The organism is Massilia sp. IC2-476 (assembly GCF_020707295.1).
In the GTDB taxonomy this organism is placed as follows: Bacteria; Pseudomonadota; Gammaproteobacteria; order Burkholderiales; family Burkholderiaceae_D; genus Telluria.
Genome location: NZ_JAJFER010000005.1, coordinates 388496 through 406358 on the forward strand (window position 1 = coordinate 388496; position 17863 = coordinate 406358).

Below are 17863 nucleotides of genomic sequence, written 5' to 3' on the forward strand. Positions count from 1 at the left end.
TGCAATATGAGCGAATACTTAAGGATGAGGGCGCGCCCGCATTTCATGCGCGCGGCATCTTGTATGCATGCGACGCCGCTTCATTCCGGCTCCGGCACGTCCGGCCGCTCCAGGAGTTCGTAGGCCAGCTTCAGCCCTTTCACCATCACCGAAAAGGCTTCGTGCTTGGAGGCTTCATCCGGCACTCGCAGCACGTAGGAAGGGTGGTAGATGGTCACCACCCAGCAGCCATCCACCCGCACCGGTTTGCCGAGGAAGTCCTTCAGGGTCACCGTGCCCTTGCGCATGACGGACTTCAGCGCCGTGGAGCCCATCGCCACGATGACCTTCGGCTTGACCGCCGCCAGTTCCTTTTCCAGCCAGTAGTGGCAGGCCTCGACTTCGCGCTGGACCGGGGTCTTGTGCAGACGGCGCTTGCCGCGCGGCTCCCACTTGAAATGCTTGACGGCGTTGGTGAGGTAGATGGACTTGCGGTCGACCTGGGCTTCTGCGAACACGCGGTCGAGCAGCTTGCCGGCCGGGCCGACGAAGGGCTTGCCGGCCAGGTCTTCCTGGTCGCCCGGTTGCTCGCCCACGATCATGATCGGCGAACGCTTCGAGCCTTCCCCTCCCACCGCCTGGGTGGCGTACTGCCACAGCTCGCAGCGCCGGCACTCGTCCAGCTTGGACGGCTGCTCGCGGTCCGGCTGCGCCGCCTCGGCGCTGATCGGGATGGTGGCGCCGCTGCGCCGCCCCACCGCCTGTACCTGGCCGATCTTGCGGGCGCCGAGTTCGGCCTGGCTGACCAGGGAAGGCACGATGGCGCCCTCCGGCAGGTTCTTCCAGAAGCGCGACGGGATGTGGCTCTGCATCAGCTGGGCATTGACGCGCGCCGGGTTGAAGATGCTGCGGTAATAAGTGAGCCAGAGCGCTTCGCCGGCGTCGTCGAGGTCGGCCGCGCTCGACATCAGTGGTCCGGTATTGTGCAGGGTATTCCCGTCCCACAGCACGCTGGCGTCGGGCGTGGCGATCATCCAGCTGACCTTGCCCATGCGGGCCACGAAATGCTGGGCCACCTGCGGCAGCACGTCGTGGCGCGGTTCGAACCAGGCCACGAAGCGCGGCGGGCCGGCATCGATGGGACGCTCGCGGAATCGGATGTAGGCATGCATGTCGTGCTCCTCGCGGCGCACCGCCTTGACCATGCCATGCAGGCGGCTGCCGTCCGGGTCGGCGGGCGACTGCACGTCGTGCTCGCCCCGGGTCCAGCGCCACAGGACGCGGTACAGGAAGGCCCAGCGGTCCGGGGCACGGAAGCAGGCGGCTTTCTGCAGCATCTCCATCAGGGCGCGCGGCACGCGCGGGGACGAACCCGGATTGGCAGGTCGCGGCGGTTGCGACGATTGCAATGGTGGGTTGCCCGCATTATCGTCCGGCCCAGCCGCAGGGGGCGCACCCGAGAACAGGTCGCCTCCCTCAGGCGTGCCCCAGCTCACCGCCTCGGGCGGCACGCCCGCCTTGAGCAGTTCGCGCGCCGCCTCGCGCCACTCGGCGAAGTCGCTCACCGCCAGCGGCTGGCCGCTGGCGGCGACGAAGCTTGCCGCGGCGGCGCCAGGGCTCATGCCGCCTGCAGTTCCGGCCACAGGTTCATCTGCTCGGGCGCGTCGGCCAGGTGGCGCCGGAGGATGTGGGAGCTGGCCGCGTCCTGCGCCGGCCTGTAGTCGGCGGTGACGATGAAGGGGGCCAGCTTCTTCATGCTGCAGCGCAGGCGCGACAGGTCTTCCCAGCGGATGCGGCGGATGCGGCGCAGCTCGACGATGCGTTTGGCGTTGCGGATGCCGATGCCCGGCACGCGCGCGATCATGGTCTCGTCGGCGCGGTTCAGGTCGAGCGGGAAGTGCTCGCGGTTGGACAGGGCCCAGCCGAGTTTGGGGTCGACGTCGAGCGCCAGGTTGCCGGACTGCGGCATCAGCTCGCCCGCCGTGAAGCCGTAACCGCGCAGCAGGAAGTCGGCCTGGTACAGGCGGTGCTCGCGCAGCAGCGGCGGCGGAGCGAGCGGCACGCTCTTCGGGCTCTGCGGGATCGGGCTGAAGGCCGAGTAGTACACGCGCTTGAGTTTATAGCTGCCGTACAGGGTCTCGGCCGTGTTCAGGATGGTGTGGTCGTCGCTGCTGTCGGCGCCGACGATCATCTGCGTGCTCTGCCCTGCCGGCGCGAAGTTCGGCGCCTTTGGCTCCTCCGCCTTTTCGTCCAGCTTGCGGCGGATCGAGCCCATCGCCAGCTTGATGGTGTGGACGTTCTTTTCGGGCGCGAGACGGGTCACGCTGTCGTGGGTCGGCAGCTCGATGTTGACGGAAAGGCGGTCGGCCCAGCGGCCCGCTTCCTCGATCAGCAGCGGATCGGCATCGGGAATCGTCTTGAGGTGGATGTAGCCGCGGAACTTGTGCACTTCGCGCAGCTGGCGCGCCACGGCCACCAGCTGCTCCATGGTGTAGTCGGCCGACTGGATGATGCCCGAGCTCAGAAACAGGCCGTCGATGTAGTTGCGGACGTAGAAATCATGGGTGAGCTTGACCACTTCCTCGACCGAGAAGCGGGCGCGCGGCACGTTCGAGCTGCGGCGGTTGATGCAGTACTGGCAGTCGTAGATGCAGAAGTTGGTGAGCAGGATCTTGAGCAGGGAGACGCAGCGGCCGTCGGGCGTGTAGCTGTGGCAGATGCCCATGCCGGTGGTGGCGCCGAAGCCGTCCTTGTCCTCGGACGAGCGTTTCGGCGCGCCACTGCTGGCGCAGGACGCATCGTATTTCGCGGCGTCGGCCAGGATTTCTAGCTTGTCGGTAAGTTCCATCGCGATGCCTGAACTGTATGGGCATACAGTATACTATCGCGCGCGTATGCACAGTGCGACCGGGGTCAAGTGTGCGAGCGTGTCGGCGGTTCAAAGCTGGGACATCATCACAAATATTCGGGTCGTGCGTAGGGTGGGCGGCTCGTGATCTGGTCCACTGGACCAGATCACCCCACGCGTTCAAACGTGGCGAGATTAGCCCGTTCGTCGCATCGACCGCTAACGATCACCGCGTGGGCGGGGAACCCGCCCACCCTACCGATCAGCGAATCGGCTTGCCATCCGCATCCACGACGCTGACCTCGCCCCAGCCGAGCGAGCGCACACCCGCCTCGATCTTGCGCAGGTCGCCGATTACCATCCACACCACCTCGTCCGGCTTGATGAACTTCGACGACGCCGTCCCCAGCTGCTGCGGGGTCAGGGCGCGCACGTTCGACGCGTACTTGTTCCAGTAGTCGTCCGCCAGTCCCAGATTGACGGTCGACAGGCCCGCCGATTCCAGCGCGTCCAGGGTGCTGAAGCGGCCCGGCAGGCGCGCGGTCACGTTGCGCATGATGCTTTCGTACTCGGTGCCCACCAGCGGACGCTCGCCCGCCACGCCGCGCAGCTCTTTCTGCACTTCGCGCATCGCCTCGATGGTCTTGTCAGTCTGTACCGGCGCGATCACGATGAAGGGACGCTGGCCGCGCACTTCCGTGAGGCGCGCCTGGGTGCCGTAGCTCCAGTGCTTGTCGAGGCGCAGGTTGCGGTTCAGGCGCGAAGTCGCGATGCCGCCGAAGTTGGCCATCACCGGTTCCATCGCCAGGTCTTCCGGTTGACCATACGCCTGCGACACGTGGGTCGCGACGATGGTCGACTGCGGCGCGTTCGGCTTGTCGACCAGGATCAGGCGCTTGCCCTGGGTCGGCGGCACCACCGCCATCTGCTTGCCTGGCGCCGCGCCCTGCTGCCACTTGCCGAAGCTGGCTTCCAATGCCGGCAGGAGCTTGTCCATGGTGGTGTCGCCGGCAACCACGATGGTGGCGCTGCCCGGCTTGAACCAGGTGGCGTGCCAGGCGGCCAGGTCTTCACGGTTCAGGCCCTGCACGCTGCCCTCATAGCCGCTGGCCGGCTTGCCGTAGGCGTGTTCGGCGCCGTACAGCACCGACGGGACCAGGCGCATGGCCAGGCTGTTCGGCTGGGCCTTCTCCTGGCCGATCTGGGCGATGCGGCGGCTCTTCGACAGGGCAAACTGGTCCTGCGGGAAGCTCGGGCTGAGGGCCGCTTCCGCCATCAGGGCCAGGGACGGCGCCAGGTTGGCGCTGGTGCCCTGCAGGCGCACATAGGACATGTCCTGGCCGGTGCCGGTGGACAGGCGCGCGCCCAGGTTTTCCAGCGCATCCGACAGCGCAAAGGCGTCGCGGGTTTTCGTGCCCTTGTCCAGCAGGTCGAGCGCCAGCGAAGCGGCGCCGGCCTTGGCAGCGCTGTCCGACGCGGCGCCGGCGTCGAGCGCCAGCGCGACGTTGAAGATCGGCGCCGAATGGCGCTCCAGCAGCACGACCTTCAGGCCGTTCTTCAGCTGGGCGCGCTGCAATACCGGGAACTTGACCTCGGGCGCGTCGCCCAGGCTCGGGAGGACCTTGCGGTCGATGGTCGACTTGGTGGCGGCCAGCTTGGGCGCCGGACGCACCGTCATCGTGTAGTGGTTGGCGCGCAGCCAGCGGTTGGCGGCAAGCTTGACGTCTTGCGGGCTGCTGGTGGCGAAGACCTCGAGGCGGTCGAGGTAGGCGTCCGGTTTGCCGCCATAGGTCATGCTCTCGGCCAGCACGTCGGAACGGCCGCCGAAGCCGCCCAGGCGCTCCAGGCTGCGCGAGAAGTCGGCCAGGTCGCTGGTCTTCACGCGCTTGAGTTCAGCGTCCGTCGGGCCCTTGTCCAGCAGCTCGGCCAGCACGCGCTCCATCTCGCGTTCCACTTCCATCGGATCGGCGCCCGGCTTGACGGTGACGATGAGGTTGAAGGTGCTGCCCAGTTCCGCATCGTTGACGCCGGCCGAGACGCTGGTCGCCAGGCCCTTGTCGTAGACCAGGCGCTTGGTCAGGCGCGCGCTCTTGGAGCCGGCCAGCACGCCGGCCAGCAGGTTCAGGCGCGCGGTGTCGGCGTCCTTCCATGTCGAGGCGTGCCAGGCGCGGTAGATGCGCACCTGCGGCACCTGGTCTTCCATCTCGTCGCGGATGTTGCGGTCCAGCTGCGGGATCCATTTTTCGGTACGCGGCAGCGCCGGTCCCGGCGGGATCGCGCCGAAGTATTTGTTGACCAGTTCAAGGGCGCGCTCCGGGGTGATGTCGCCGGCCAGGGAGATCACCGCGTTGTTCGGGCCGTAATAGGTGCGGTACCACTCCTTGATGTCTTCCAGCGAAGCCGCCTGCAGGTCTTCCATGCTGCCGATGGGCGACCACGAGTACGGGTGCGAATACGGGTACATCTTGGCCGAGATTTCCTGCCACACGCGGCCATAGGGCTGGTTCTCGCCCTGGCGCTTCTCGTTCTGCACCACGCCGCGCTCGCGCTCGAGCATCTCTTTCGAGATGTAGTTGCCGAGGAAGCCCATGCGGTCCGATTCCAGGAACAGGGTGCGCTCGAGCGCCGACACCGGCACGTCTTCGAAGAAGTTGGTGCGGTCGGTATTGGTGGTGCCGTTGCGGTTGTTCGCGCCCAGGTCGTCCATCGCTTCGCGGAAGCCGTGCGGGTAGTTCTCGGAACCGTTGAAGAAGAAGTGCTCGAACAGGTGGGCGAAGCCGGTCTTGCCGCGCTTCTCGTTGCGCGAACCGACGTGGTACCACATGTTCACTCCTACCACCGGCACGCTGTGGTCGGTGTGGACCAGCAGGGTCAAGCCGTTGGGCAGCACGAATTTTTTATGCTCGATGCTGTAGGCCTTGCGGTCGAATTTGAGTGGCGCGGTGGTCGGTGCGGCGGCGTGGGCAGGCAGCGCTGCTGCGGCTGCGAGACCGAGCAGGAAAGGGATGGCGAGTTTTTTCATGGGCGTCTCGTGGACAGTTGTTGTATGTATGCGTCCCGTCCGATCACGCGCCGGTTGACCGCGTGGGCGGAAACCCGCCCACCCTACAATAAACAATGAGCTGACGCCAGCAGAAATAGGTACATACGTAGGGTGGGCGGCTATGCCGCCCACGCGGTCAGGAAAACGACTGCGCCTGCGCCAGCAACTGCGGCTCCATGCGCGCCGCGATCTTCTTCAGGTAGCTTGACGCCGCCGCCACGCCGGCGCCGCCGGCACGCTGCAGCCACGCATAGGCCTCGACCAGGTCGCGCTGCACGCCCTGCCCTGCCGAGTACATCACGCCCAGGTTGAACTGCGCCCGCGCGTGTCCCTGGCGCGCCGCGCACAGGTACCAGAAGTGGGCCGCTTCGTAATCGCGCTCGATGCCCTTGCCGCAGTCGTGGCGCAGGCCGAGCTCGAACTGCGCCAGCGCGTGTCCCTGGTCGGCCGCCTTGTGGAACCACTCGGTTGCCTCGCGTGGATCGGCGTAGTCGGCGCGGTCCAGCAGGGTGCCTACCATGTACTGGGCCGGCGCGTAATCCTGGGTAGCCGCGCGCCGGTACCACTCGAGCGCCTGGGCTTCGTCGCGCGCCACGCCGACGCCGCCCTCGTAGCGCAGGCCGAGGTCGAACTGGGCGCGCAGGTGGCCCTGCTCGGCCGCCTTGCGGTACCAGTGCACCGCCTGGCTTGGGTCGTTCGGTACGCCGCTGCCGGCGTCATACAGCTGGCCGAGGTGGTACTGGGCCGACGGCATGCCCTGCTCGGCCGCCTGGCGGTACCAGTGCGCTGCCCTGGCCGCATCGCGTTCGACGCCCTGCCCGTGCTCGTAGCGCACGCCGAGGTTGTCCTGGGCGCCGGCGTGGCCCTGTTCGGCCGCGCGGCGGTACCAGTGCAGGGCCAGCGTTTCGTCGCGCGGCACGCCGTGGCCGCTGTCATGGATCAGGGCCAAGTTGAACTGGGAACTGGCGTGGTTCTGTCCGGCGGCGCGGCCGTACCACAGGACCGCGAGGGCGCTGTCCTGCTCGACGTCCTGGCCCTTGTCGTAGCGCAGGCCCAGGTTGAACTGCGCCGGCGCGTGGCCCTGTTCGGCGGCCTTGCGGAACCAGTCGATCGCCTGGCTTCCATTGGAGCGCAGGGCGAGGCTGAACTGCGAGCGCGCATAGCCCTGCTCCGCGGCGCGGCGGTACCACATCGTGGCGGCATCCTGGTCCTGGGGCACGCCCTTGCCGGTCTCGTACATCATGCCGAGGTTGTGCTGGGCGCCGGGCTCGCCCTGGTCGGCGGCCTGGCTGAACCAGTGCAGCGCCTGCCCGACGTCGCTCGACACGCCCTGGCCTTTCGCATACAGCCAGCCCAGGTTGTACTGGGCCGGCGCGTAGCCCTGTTCAGCGGCGCGGCGGTACCAGTAGGCGGCCTGCCCGTAGTCCTGGGCCACGCCCTGCCCCTTCTGGTACATCACGCCGAGGTTGTACTGCGCCAGTTCGAGATCGGCGCTGGCCGCCATGCGGTACCAGGCCACCGCCAGCTCGTAGTTGCGGGGCACGCCCTGGCCGCTGGCGTACATGAAGCCCAGGCTGTGCTGGGCGCTCGGCACGCCGCGCTCGGCCATCCCCTTCACGCGCAGGAATTCTGCGGTGTGGCGACCTTCGAGGTCGCCCGGCTGGGCGGGGATGTCGAGCATGATGGTTTCTTACGCCGGGTTTACGCTTGTATTGCCCGTAGGCCGAACAAAGTCGGCTGGGTGCGCAGCGACTTCATGAATTCGCCCAGCGGGATCGGGCGGTAGTACAGGTAGCCCTGCATCGTCATGCAGCCGTTGGCGCGCAGGTAGCGCGCCTGTTCCTCGGTCTCGACGCCTTCCGCGATCAGGTTCAGTCCCAGGCCGCGCGCGATCGAGATGATCGCCAGGATCACCGGATAGTGGCCGCCCTCTTCGTGGATCTCCTTGACGAAGGACTGGTCGATCTTGACGGTGTGGATCGGGAAGCGGTGCAGATAGGACAGCGACGAGTAGCCGGTGCCGAAGTCGTCGATCGCCACCGACACGCCGAGCTGACACAGCTTGTTCAGCTGCTCGATCGCATACTGCGGATTGCGGATGCAGATGTTCTCGGTGATCTCGACTTCGATCTGGCCCGGCGCGATCCCGTAGCGCACCAGCGCGTTGCGCATCTTTTCGAAGAAGTCGCCGCGGTCCAGGTATTGCGGTGACAGGTTCAGCGACAGGCGCACGTGATCGGTGCCGGAGGCGTTCCACTGCAGCATGTCGCGGCACAGGGCGCCGATCATCCAGTCCGAGATCGGCAGCATCAGGCCGTTCTCTTCCGCAAACGGCAGGAACTCGCCGGCCGACAACAGGCCGCGGGTCGGGTGGTTCCAGCGCATCAGGGCTTCGGCGCCGACGATGCGGCCGGTGAGCGCATCGATCTGCGGCTGGTAGTACATCTCCAGTTCGTCCTGCTCGAGCGCGCGGCGCAGCGCCTGCTCGAGGGCGATCTTCTGGTGCGAGATGTCCAGCATCGAGGTGTGGTAGAAGCTGTGGCCGTTCTTGCCCTGGGCCTTGACCTGGTACATCGCGATGTCGGCGTGGCGCAGCAGCTCGTCGATCGATTCGCCGTCGGTCGGGTAGATCGCGATGCCGATCGAGGCCGAGATGTGCACTTCGTGGCCGTCCAGGTCGAAGGGACGCTGCAGGGTCTCGAGGAACTTGTCGGCGATGACGCGCGCGTCGTCGCGGTCGCGCAGCTCCGGCAGCACGATGGTGAATTCGTCGCCGCCCTGGCGCGCCAGGGTGTCGCCCTTGCGCAGGCAATCCTTGAGGCGCGTCGCGGCCTGCTGCAGCAGCTCGTCGCCCTTGACGTGGCCGAGGGTGTCGTTGACCAGCTTGAAGCGGTCGAGGTCGATGAACATCACCGCCAGCTCGGTCTTCTTGCGCTTGGCCTGGATCACCGCCAGGCCGAGGCGATCCTTGAACAGGATGCGGTTCGGCAGGTCGGTCAGGATGTCGTGGTAGGCCTGGTAGGAGATGACCTCTTCCGCGCGCTTGCGGTCGGTGATGTCGCGCGCCACGCCGTAGGTGCCGAAGAACTCGAGCTTCTTCACTTCCTGGTCGGGCACGTGCATGCCGATCGCGTTCAGCGAGATCGTCATCAGGGTATTGTTGAAGGTGCGGTCCTGGCTGTTCCCGCCGCGGCACTTGAGGCGCAGTTCGACGTTGCGCGAGGCGCGTTCGTCGACGCGGCGCTCGTTGAAGACGTAGCGCGCGCGTTCCAGGTCTTCTTCGTGCACCAGCACCGAGTAGTGCTTGCCGAGCAGCTCGTCGCGCGAATAGCCCAGCAGCTGGTAGGCGCGGTCGTTGACAAAAGTGAAGCGGCCTTCGTGGTTCAGCGTGTAGATGATGTCCGGCGACGAGTCCACCAGGTAGCGGTACATCTTCTCCGAGTTTTCCAGCTGGGTGGCCATGCGCTGGTTTTCCAGCGCCAGGCGGCGTCCCTTGAGCGCGTTGGCGACGGTGGCCAGCAGCTCTTCGCGCGAATAGGGCTTGCGCAGGTAGTCGTAGGCGCCGCGCTTGAGCGCGCCAATCGCGGCATCGATGCCGACTTCGCCGCTCATCACGATCACGTCGGCGTTGATGCCCTTCTCGTTGATGAAGTCCATGATCTCGTGGCCGCCGATGTCGGGCAGGCGCAGGTCGAGCAGGACCAGGTCGAAGCGCAGGCGCGACAGGTTGGCCAGGGCTTCGCTGCCCGAGCTGGCGGTGGTCAGCTGGTAGCCGCGGTCGCGCAGCAGTTCGTACAGCGAGGAGAGCAGGCGCGGCTCGTCGTCGACCAGCAACAGGCGCGGCTGGCTGTCGGTTTCCAGGGACGGGGAGTAGGGAGACGGATCGCCGGGAAACAGGGCGTTTTGCGCGTTCATCATCACTTTATGCGGATCCCAGCGCGCGGGCCGGCAGCGCGACAGGCTCACCAAAACCCGTGCCGGCGCCGGACCACGCCGGCAGGAGAATTTCGAATGCAGTGCCGCTGCGGCCGCTGCGGCAGGCGATATGGCCGCCCAGTTTCTTGACCAGGCTGTGGACGATCGACAGGCCCAGGCCATGGTGGGCGCCGTCCTTGGTGCTCTTCACCGGCGAGAACAGGTGGGCCAGCACTTCGCGCGACAGGCCGGGGCCGTTGTCGCTGACGACCAGTTCCAGGTACAGCTGGCGCTCGCGGTTCACATGGCCGCGGTTGACGATCTCGATCCGGCCGCCGTTGGCGCCGAGGGCCTCGATCGCGTTCTTCACCAGGTTCACCAGGATCTGCTTGAGCACGTCGGCGTCGCCCTCGATGCGGGTCGCCTCCTCGTGCATGGTGACCAGGATGTCCACCGAGCTCGGTACGAAACCGGTGCTGCGGAACAGGCGCTGCACCTCGTCCACCACCTTGGCGACGTCGGTCGGCATCGGGCCCGATTCGGTCGGCTTCAGGTCGGCCAGGCTGGAGACCAGCTGGCCGACGCGGTCGATCTCCTCGTTCAGGATCGACATCTCGGTGTTCACCGGTTCCTGGCGCGCCAGCTTGCTGTCGAGGACACTCAGGTAGTTCTTGATGATCGACAGCGGGTTGTTCACCTCGTGCACCACGCGGCGCGAGGCCTCGCGGTATTCCTCGGCCACGTGGGCCAGCTGTCGTTTTGCATGGCCGCGTTCGGACAGCATGTTTTCCAGCGCGCCGGCGGCCTGCGCCCCGAAGGACTGCATGAAGCGCTCGCGCCGCTGGCAGTACGGGATCTGCCAGTTGGCGATGCCGCCGATCAGCACACCCAGGCAGCGCGCGCCGGCGACCAGCGGCACGCAGACCATGCTCTCGGTGCCGAGCATGCGCAGCAGCTGTTCTTCGGCCAGGCCGAGCGGGCTGCCGTCCTGGGGTTCGCGTCCGATGAAGGCGGGACGGCGCTCCAGTGCGCTCTTGGCGATCGCGCCGCCCTTGGCGAGCGGCACGGCGAATTCGGCGATGCGCTGGCTGCCCTGGGTGGGCGCGCCGACCAGGGCGTGGCCGGTCGGGTTCTCGAGCAGGACCACGGCATTGCCGAAGTCGAACAGGATGCGGGCCGAGCGCGTCATCGCTTCCAGCAGGCCGTTTTCTCCCTGCTGGCGCGCGAAGCTCTGGCCCACTTCCGACACCAGCACCATGTTGCGCACTTCTTCCGACAGGCGCTGCTGCACCGGGTCGAGCGCGGGCGGCGCATAGGCCGGCGGCGCGGGGATGTCGTCGGCCCCGGTGAGGTCGATGCCGAGGTGGGCGGCGGCCTTGTCGACCTGGCGCGCGGCGCCGGCCAGCATCTGGGCCGCCTGCTCGCCGTCGATGCCGCACAGGGCCGCGGCTTCACTGACCAGCTGCTCGTCATGCGGATGGCTGGACAGCACGTGGGCCAGGCGCACGATGCGGATCAGGGGATGGGCCGACTCCAGGCGCTCGCTCGGCTCGTGGTGATACAGCACCGCGTCGGCCAGGAAGGAATCGAGCTGCCAGCGCTCGATCAGCCAGGCGCCGGCCTCGGTGTGGGTGATCTGCAGCGTGCGCTGCTCGACGGCGCACAGGTCTTCGTCGTCGCGCGCGGTGAAGTTGAAGGCGTATTCCTTGGGCGCGGTGGCCAGCAGCGCCAGGCGGCCGACGTTGTGCAGCAGGCCGGCCAGGTAGGCTTCCTCCAGGTGCGGATACTCGACGGTGCGCGCGATTTCCTTCGCGATCACGGCCGTGCTCAGCGAGTTCTTCCAGAAGGCGCGCAGGTCAGTGCTGCCCGAATGGGGGAAGTTGTTAAAGGTCTGGAATACCGAGTCGCTGATCACCAGCGTCTTGATCATGTCGGTGCCGAGGGCGACCAGGGACTGCTCGAGATTGACGTTGCGGTGATGGCGCTGGTAGGCGGAGCTGTTCGCGACCGCCAGCAGCTTGCCGGTCATGCCGGCATCCTTCGAGATCAGGGCCGCCAGCTCCGGCATGCCCAGGTCGTCGGCCTGCAGGTGTTCGATGAGACGCACGAGGATCTGCGGCATGGCCGGCAGACGTGCAATCAGCAGACGATTGCGGATATCCTGATCCGATTGTTGCATGGTCTCAAACGTGGCCGCTTGTCGAGGGTTGTCCAGGCATCCCAGGACGGGGCTGCCACAAGGTCTTGCTCGTTTATCTACCAAACAGAACAATGTTTCGACGTTTGCTCTGGGCACGAAAAACTTATCTTAGCATATAGACATTTCTGATCGGGAACAATACTTTCTGTAAAAAGTGTTGTCGAGAAGTCGCTCTAACGCTAATAAAAGGCCGGGACGATGCGCGGCGAATGAAATAGTATTTCATATATGTATGCATACGTGAAATATTATTTCATATAAATATTAAAGCCCGGTTACCCGGGCTTTCGAGACATCACGGCATCATTTCGCCATCACGGATTTTTTGGCGCCGATATCGCCGCGCCGTCGCCCACAGCGCAATCGAGAGCAGCGTAAAGCCGGCCTGCCCCAGCGCCAGCGACAGCACCGAATGCGACAGCATTGGCGAGATCACGCCGGCCACGATGGCGCCGGCCAGGGTGGTCACGAAGGACTGGCAGGAAGCCACGGTGCCGCGGATGTGCGGGAACAGGTCGAGGGCCATCAGGGTGGCGCCCGGCGCGATGATCGAGCTGCCGAAGGTGAAGAAGAACATGTGCAGCACGCTCCAGGGTAGCGCCGGCGGCAGGAAGCTGTGATACGCCACGTTGAAGGTCACCGCCCCCAGCATGAAGAAGAAGCCGATCCGGATCTGGCGCGCGAAGCTGAACTTGCCCGCCATGCGGTTGGCCGCCAGTGCGCCCAGGAAGATCCCGCTCACGGTCGGCACGAACAGCCAGGCGAAGCCGGATGGGCCGAGGCCCAGGTGCTCGGGCAGCATCACCGGCGCCGACGAGATGTACAGGAACAGGCCGGCGAAGTTCAGCGCCACCACGCCGGACTTCATGTGGAACAGGAAGGAGCTGAAGATGGCGCCGTAGCTCTGGGCCAGGAAGCGCGGATTGAAGGGCTGGCGCCTCTCGACCGGCACCGTCTCGGGCAGGTGGCGCCAGCTGAACCAGCCCAGGCCCACCGTATAAACACACAGCGCCAGGAAGATCGCACGCCAGTCGAAGAAGGTGACGATCCAGCCGCCCAGCACCGGCGCGATGGCCGGCGCGATCGAGAAGATCATGGTGACCATCGACAGCAGGCGCGCCGCCGCGGCATCCGAGTACAGGTCACGGATGATGGCGCGTCCCACTACCACCCCTGCCCCCGCGGACACGCCCTGCATGATGCGGAACACCCACAGGTAGTGCACCGAATTGGCCGCCGCGCACCCGAAGGTGCCGATCGCGAACACGACCAGGGCCGTGAGGATCACGTTGCGGCGGCCAAAGGCGTCCGACAGCGCGCCGTGCCATAGCGACATCCCGGCGAAGGCCAGCATGTAGGCGGTCAGGGTCTGCTGCACCTCCAGCGGGGTGGCGTGCAGTTCGGCGCGGATCTGCGGGAAGGCCGGCAGGTAGGCGTCGATCGAAAACGGACCCAGCATCGCCAGCATGGCCAGCAGCAGGGCCAGGCCGCCGGCGGACAGCATCGCGATCTTGTGGGGCGCGGGAAGCGGGACCGGAATAACCGGGTCTTTGGGCAAGTCGTCTGGGTCGGTCGGCGGCAGCATCGGTATCGGTTATTCCTGTTTGGGCTTGGCTTCTTCGCGGCGGTTGAAGCCGGCCACCATGTCGAAGCGGAACAGGCGGCATTCGAGCGCGCCATTGAAGAACGGGGTCTTGCGCGATTCCTTCAGGCGCAGCAGCTTGGGCAGCCCCAGGTCCGCCGTGAACAGGAAGGCGGTCCAGCCGGCGAAGCGCTGCTTGAGCGTGGTGCCAAGCGCCGAATAGAAGGAGACCGCCATCTCGTCCTGCGGCACGGTCGAGTCGCCGCGCACGCCGATACGCTCGCCGTAGGGCGGATTGGTCAGCAGGATGCCCGGCGCTTGCGTCGGCGGCGACACGTGCTGGGCTTCGATCTGCTTGAGCGGAACATCGAACAGGATGCCGGCGACCTTCAGGTTGTGACGGGTCATCGCGACCATGTCGCCCGAGATGTCGGAGCCGAAGATGGTCGGTTCGGATGGCAGCGGATTCGGCTTGATCTCGGCCTTCAGCGCGGCCCAGGCCTCGCGGTCGAAGTCGGCGAATTTTTCAAAGGCGAAGCGGCGGCGTGCACCCGGCGGAATGCCCTGCACCATCTGGGCGGCTTCGACCAGGATGGTGCCGGAACCGCACATCGGGTCGAACAGCACGGTGCCCGGCTTCCAGCCGGCCACACGCAGCATGCCGGCGGCCAGGTTCTCGCGCAGCGGCGCGTCACCGGTCTCTTCGCGCCAGCCGCGCTTGAACAGCGCCTCGCCCGAGGTGTCGAGGTAGATGATGAAGTTGCGCTGGTCGAGGAAGCCGACGATGCGCATGTCCGGCTCGCGCGTGTTGACCGAAGGGCGCTTGTTGAACTGGTCGCGGAAGCGGTCGCAGACGGCGTCCTTGATCTTCAGGGTCGTGAATTCGAGGCTCTTCAGCGGCGATTTGACCGCGGTGACGTCGACGCGGATGGTGTGGTTGACGCCAAACCAGTCTTCCCAGGGCTGCTCGAGCACCAGGTCGTAGATGTCGTTCTCGTTGTTGTAGCTGCGCTGGCCCATGCGCATCAGGACGCGCGAGGCGATGCGCGAGTGCAGGTTGATGCGGTAGGCGTCGACCATCGAACCGGAGCAGTGCACACCGCCCGGCACCTGGTTGTGCACCCGCATGGTGGTGCTTTGCTGGGCGATTTCACCCAGTTCGTCGGCAAGCGCCGCTTCCATGCCGCGCGGGCATGGGCAGAAATATGAGGCCATGAGGAGTACCCTTTGTCCGTTAAAAAATCAAAACCAGATCAGTAGTATCAGTACTGCTGACCGAAAAACCGTTGCGAACGCTTGATTGCACCCTTGCCGTAAAACCGTCGTTCCGGCGTAGGCCGGAACCCAATTTGACGTTCGTGGCGGACCAGCGAACTTGGATCCCGGCCTTCGCCGGGATGACGGTCTTGAGGCTGTTGGTACTAATCGCTGTTGTTGGGATCGAACACCGTCAGAACGGCTTCACCACCACCAAAATCACAATCGCCAGCAACAGCAGCACCGGCACTTCATTGAAGTAGCGGTACCACTTATGACTGCGCACATTCGCTCCGCGCTCGAACTTCTTGAGCAGCGAGCCGCACGCGTGATGGTAGCCGATCGCCAGGATCACGAGCGCGAGCTTCGCGTGCAGCCAGCCGCCCTGGATGCCGTAGCCCAGCCATAGCCACAGGCCTAGCACCAGGGCCGGAATCATCAGGATGGTCGTGAAGCGGTACAGCCGGCGCCCCATGCCCAGCAGGCGCGCCAAGGCGGCCGGGTTGGTTTCCTGGGCCAGGTTCACGAAGATGCGCGGCAGGTAGAACAGCCCGGCGAACCAGGAGGCGATGAAGACAATGTGCAGGGCCTTGATCCAGAGATACATGCAGATCCTTGTTGTTATTGACGGATTTCGCCGTGACCGAACACGACGTACTTCAGCGACGTCAGGCCTTCCAGCCCGACCGGTCCGCGTGCGTGCAGCTTGTCGTTCGAGATGCCGATCTCGGCGCCCAGCCCGTACTCGAAGCCGTCCGCGAAGCGGGTCGAGGCGTTCACCATCACCGAGGCCGAATCCACTTCGCGCAGGAAGCGCAGCGCGGCGCTGTAGTCTTCGGTGATGATCGATTCGGTGTGCTTCGACGACCAGGTGTTGATGTGGTCGATCGCACTATCCAGCCCCTCGACCACGCGGATCGCCAGGATCGGCGCCAGGTATTCGGTACTCCAGTCCTGCTCCGTGGCGTGCTTCAGCCACGGATAGCCATAGGCGGACAGGATCGCGTGCGCTTCGGCGTCGGCGCGCAGCTCGACCTCTTCCGTCTTGTACAGCTCCGCCAGCTGCGGCAGTGCGATCGCTGCGATCGCGCGCGATACCAGCAGGGTTTCCATCGTGTTGCAGGTGCCGTAGCGGTGGCACTTGGCGTTGAACGCGACCGGCAGCGCCTTGGCGATGTCGGCCCTGTCGTCGATGTAGACGTGGCAGATGCCGTCCAGGTGCTTGATCATCGGGACCGTGCCCTCCGCCATCAGGCGCGCGATCAGGCTTTTCCCGCCGCGCGGGACGATCACGTCCACATACTGCGGCATCGTGATCAGGGCGCCGACGGCGGCGCGGTCGACCGTATCGACCACCTGCACCGCATCGAGCGGCAGGCCCGCGCCTTGCAGGCCTTCGCTCACCAGCCTGGCCAGCGCGCGGTTGCAATGGATCGCTTCCGAGCCGCCGCGCAGGATGGCCGCGTTGCCGCTCTTGATGCACAGGCCGGCCGCGTCCACCGTCACGTTCGGACGGGCTTCGTAGATGATGCCGATGACGCCCAGCGGCACGCGCATCTGGCCGACCTGGATGCCGCTCGGGCGCGACTTCATGTTGGTGATTTCGCCGACCGGATCGGGCAGCGAGACGATCTGGCGCAGGCCGTCGACCATGGTCTTGATGGCGCTATCCGACAGCGCCAGGCGGTCGAGCAGGGCCGGCTCCAGGCCGCCGGCGCGGGCGGCGTCCATGTCCTGCCGATTGGCGGCGCGCAGCAGATCGGCGTCACGCTCGATGGAGTCGGCGATCAGGAGCAGCGCGCGGTTGCGCGTGGCGCCGTCGGCACGCGCCATCGCGCGCGACGCGGCGCGGGCCTGGCGGCCCATCGAGTGCATGTGTTCGGTGATGTCCATCGTGTAGCCCGTTTTCGATCATGTGTGGGAACGCGTGCGCGGGAGATCCGCCCACCCTACCGGTATCGCAATTCGTAGGGTGGGCGGGGGAATTTAGTCCAGTGGACCAAATTCCCGCCCACGCGGTCAGTTACCGCGCTACTCGCAGCGCCAGCTGCAGCATCGCATCCCACGCGTCCCCGGCAAACGCCTTGGCGCGCAGGCCCTTGACCATGCGGTCGACCTGGGCCGCTTCCTGCAGGGCCGCTTCCAGCGTGGCCACCGACACGCGGCGCAGCGCCGGCTCCATCATGCGTTCGCGCGGACCCCAGATGCGGTATTCCTTCAGCAGCGCGCCCAGCGGGCGTCCCTGCGCCATCCCGGATTTCAATTTTAGCAGCGTACGGATTTCTTCACTGACGGCCCACAACACCAGCGGCAGCGCCTCGCCCTCGCCTTTCAAGCCGTCGAGCATGCGCGCCAGGCGCGCCGGGTCGCCGGCGAGCATCGCCTCGGACAGCTTGAACACGTCATAGCGCGCCACGTTCAGCACGGCGTCGTGCACCTGCTCGAAACTCAGCTTGCCCGGTTCGTAGAGCAGCCCGAGCTTCTGGATTTCCTGGTGCGCCGCCAGCAGGTTGCCCTCGACGCGATCGGCGATGAAGTCCAGGCTCTGGCGCTCGGCGCTCTGCCCCTGGCTTGACAAGCGCATGCCGATCCAGCCCGGCAGCTGGGCGCGCTCGACGTTCGGGATCTCGATGTAGACGGCGGCCTGCTGCAGCGCCGCCACCCACGATGCCTTGGCGGTCTGCCAGTCGAGCTTGGGCAGGGTGATGAGGGTGAGGTTGTCCGGACCGAGGTCTTTCGCGTAGCTCTGCAGGGCGGCGCTGCCGTCCTTGCCCGGCTTGCCGCCCGGGATGCGCAACTCGATCAGCTTCTTGTCGCCGAACAGGGACATGGCCTGGTTCGCCGCCAGCAGTTCGCCCCACTTGAAATTGCGCTCGACCGTGAGCACGTCGCGCTCGGTGTAGCCCTGGGCGCGGGCGGTCTTGCGGATACGGTCGGCCGCTTCCAGCGCGAGCAGGTGCTCGTCGCTGGTGATCACGTACAAGGGCGCGAGGCCCTTGGCCAGGTGGCCCTCAAGGGCCTCAGGCCGCAGTTGCATTG

Annotated in this window: 11 protein-coding genes; all 11 read right to left on the minus strand. The window is 66.1% G+C overall.

Features of this window, described 5'->3' with window-relative positions:
- Positions 1-80: 80 nt before the first annotated feature.
- Positions 81-1601, minus strand: a complete 1521-nt coding sequence (locus LK539_RS15970; RefSeq protein WP_227802040.1) for a UdgX family uracil-DNA binding protein — start codon at positions 1599-1601, stop codon at positions 81-83.
- Positions 1598-2827, minus strand: a complete 1230-nt coding sequence (locus tag LK539_RS15975; protein ID WP_227802041.1) for a putative DNA modification/repair radical SAM protein — start codon at positions 2825-2827, stop codon at positions 1598-1600. Before LK539_RS15975 ends, LK539_RS15970 begins: the two co-directional genes overlap by 4 nt.
- Positions 2828-3089: 262 nt before the next feature.
- Positions 3090-5849, minus strand: a complete 2760-nt coding sequence (locus LK539_RS15980) for a pitrilysin family protein (protein WP_227802042.1) — start codon at positions 5847-5849, stop codon at positions 3090-3092.
- A gap of 157 nt (positions 5850-6006) precedes the next feature.
- Positions 6007-7551, minus strand: coding sequence for an SEL1-like repeat protein (locus tag LK539_RS15985; RefSeq protein WP_227802043.1), 1545 nt, complete (start codon positions 7549-7551; stop codon positions 6007-6009).
- A 20-nt stretch (positions 7552-7571) separates the two neighbouring features.
- Complete coding sequence (locus LK539_RS15990; protein ID WP_227802099.1) at positions 7572-9785, minus strand: bifunctional diguanylate cyclase/phosphodiesterase; 2214 nt, start codon at positions 9783-9785, stop codon at positions 7572-7574.
- A gap of 7 nt (positions 9786-9792) precedes the next feature.
- Entirely contained in the window at positions 9793-11964 is a 2172-nt protein-coding gene (locus LK539_RS15995; protein ID WP_227802044.1) for an HDOD domain-containing protein, read from the minus strand.
- Positions 11965-12280: 316 nt separating this feature from the next.
- Positions 12281-13570 carry a multidrug effflux MFS transporter gene (locus LK539_RS16000; protein WP_227802045.1) on the minus strand — a complete coding sequence of 430 codons (1290 nt, stop codon included), beginning with the start codon at positions 13568-13570 and terminating at the stop codon, positions 12281-12283.
- A 9-nt stretch (positions 13571-13579) separates the two neighbouring features.
- Positions 13580-14782, minus strand: coding sequence for a class I SAM-dependent RNA methyltransferase (locus tag LK539_RS16005; protein ID WP_373889549.1), 1203 nt, complete (start codon positions 14780-14782; stop codon positions 13580-13582).
- A gap of 235 nt (positions 14783-15017) precedes the next feature.
- Complete coding sequence (locus tag LK539_RS16010) at positions 15018-15431, minus strand: CopD family protein (protein ID WP_227802046.1); 414 nt, start codon at positions 15429-15431, stop codon at positions 15018-15020.
- A gap of 14 nt (positions 15432-15445) precedes the next feature.
- On the minus strand, positions 15446-16717 hold the full coding sequence (locus tag LK539_RS16015; protein WP_227802047.1) for a glutamate-5-semialdehyde dehydrogenase: 1272 nt from the start codon (positions 16715-16717) through the stop codon (positions 15446-15448).
- Between the two features lie 130 nt (positions 16718-16847).
- The gene (gene holA / locus LK539_RS16020) at positions 16848-17861 is read right to left on the minus strand and encodes a DNA polymerase III subunit delta (RefSeq protein WP_227802048.1); all 1014 of its coding nucleotides are present in this window, start codon (positions 17859-17861) and stop codon (positions 16848-16850) included.
- Positions 17862-17863: the final 2 nt, after the last annotated feature.

What these genes read in the sequence shown, in the direction of transcription:
- LK539_RS16000 (WP_227802045.1), bottom strand. Translation starts at nt 13,570, where the DNA reads ATGCTGCCGCCGACCGACCCAGACGACTTGCCCAAAGACCCGGTTATT.
- LK539_RS15980 (WP_227802042.1), bottom strand. Translation starts at nt 5,849, where the DNA reads ATGAAAAAACTCGCCATCCCTTTCCTGCTCGGTCTCGCAGCCGCAGCA.
- LK539_RS15975 (WP_227802041.1), bottom strand. Translation starts at nt 2,827, where the DNA reads ATGGAACTTACCGACAAGCTAGAAATCCTGGCCGACGCCGCGAAATAC.
- LK539_RS16005 (WP_373889549.1), bottom strand. Translation starts at nt 14,782, where the DNA reads ATGGCCTCATATTTCTGCCCATGCCCGCGCGGCATGGAAGCGGCGCTT.
- LK539_RS15995 (WP_227802044.1), bottom strand. Translation starts at nt 11,964, where the DNA reads ATGCAACAATCGGATCAGGATATCCGCAATCGTCTGCTGATTGCACGT.
- LK539_RS15990 (WP_227802099.1), bottom strand. Translation starts at nt 9,785, where the DNA reads ATGAACGCGCAAAACGCCCTGTTTCCCGGCGATCCGTCTCCCTACTCC.
- LK539_RS16010 (WP_227802046.1), bottom strand. Translation starts at nt 15,431, where the DNA reads ATGTATCTCTGGATCAAGGCCCTGCACATTGTCTTCATCGCCTCCTGG.
- holA (WP_227802048.1), bottom strand. Translation starts at nt 17,861, where the DNA reads ATGCAACTGCGGCCTGAGGCCCTTGAGGGCCACCTGGCCAAGGGCCTC.
- LK539_RS15985 (WP_227802043.1), bottom strand. Translation starts at nt 7,551, where the DNA reads ATGCTCGACATCCCCGCCCAGCCGGGCGACCTCGAAGGTCGCCACACC.
- LK539_RS16015 (WP_227802047.1), bottom strand. Translation starts at nt 16,717, where the DNA reads ATGGACATCACCGAACACATGCACTCGATGGGCCGCCAGGCCCGCGCC.
- LK539_RS15970 (WP_227802040.1), bottom strand. Translation starts at nt 1,601, where the DNA reads ATGAGCCCTGGCGCCGCCGCGGCAAGCTTCGTCGCCGCCAGCGGCCAG.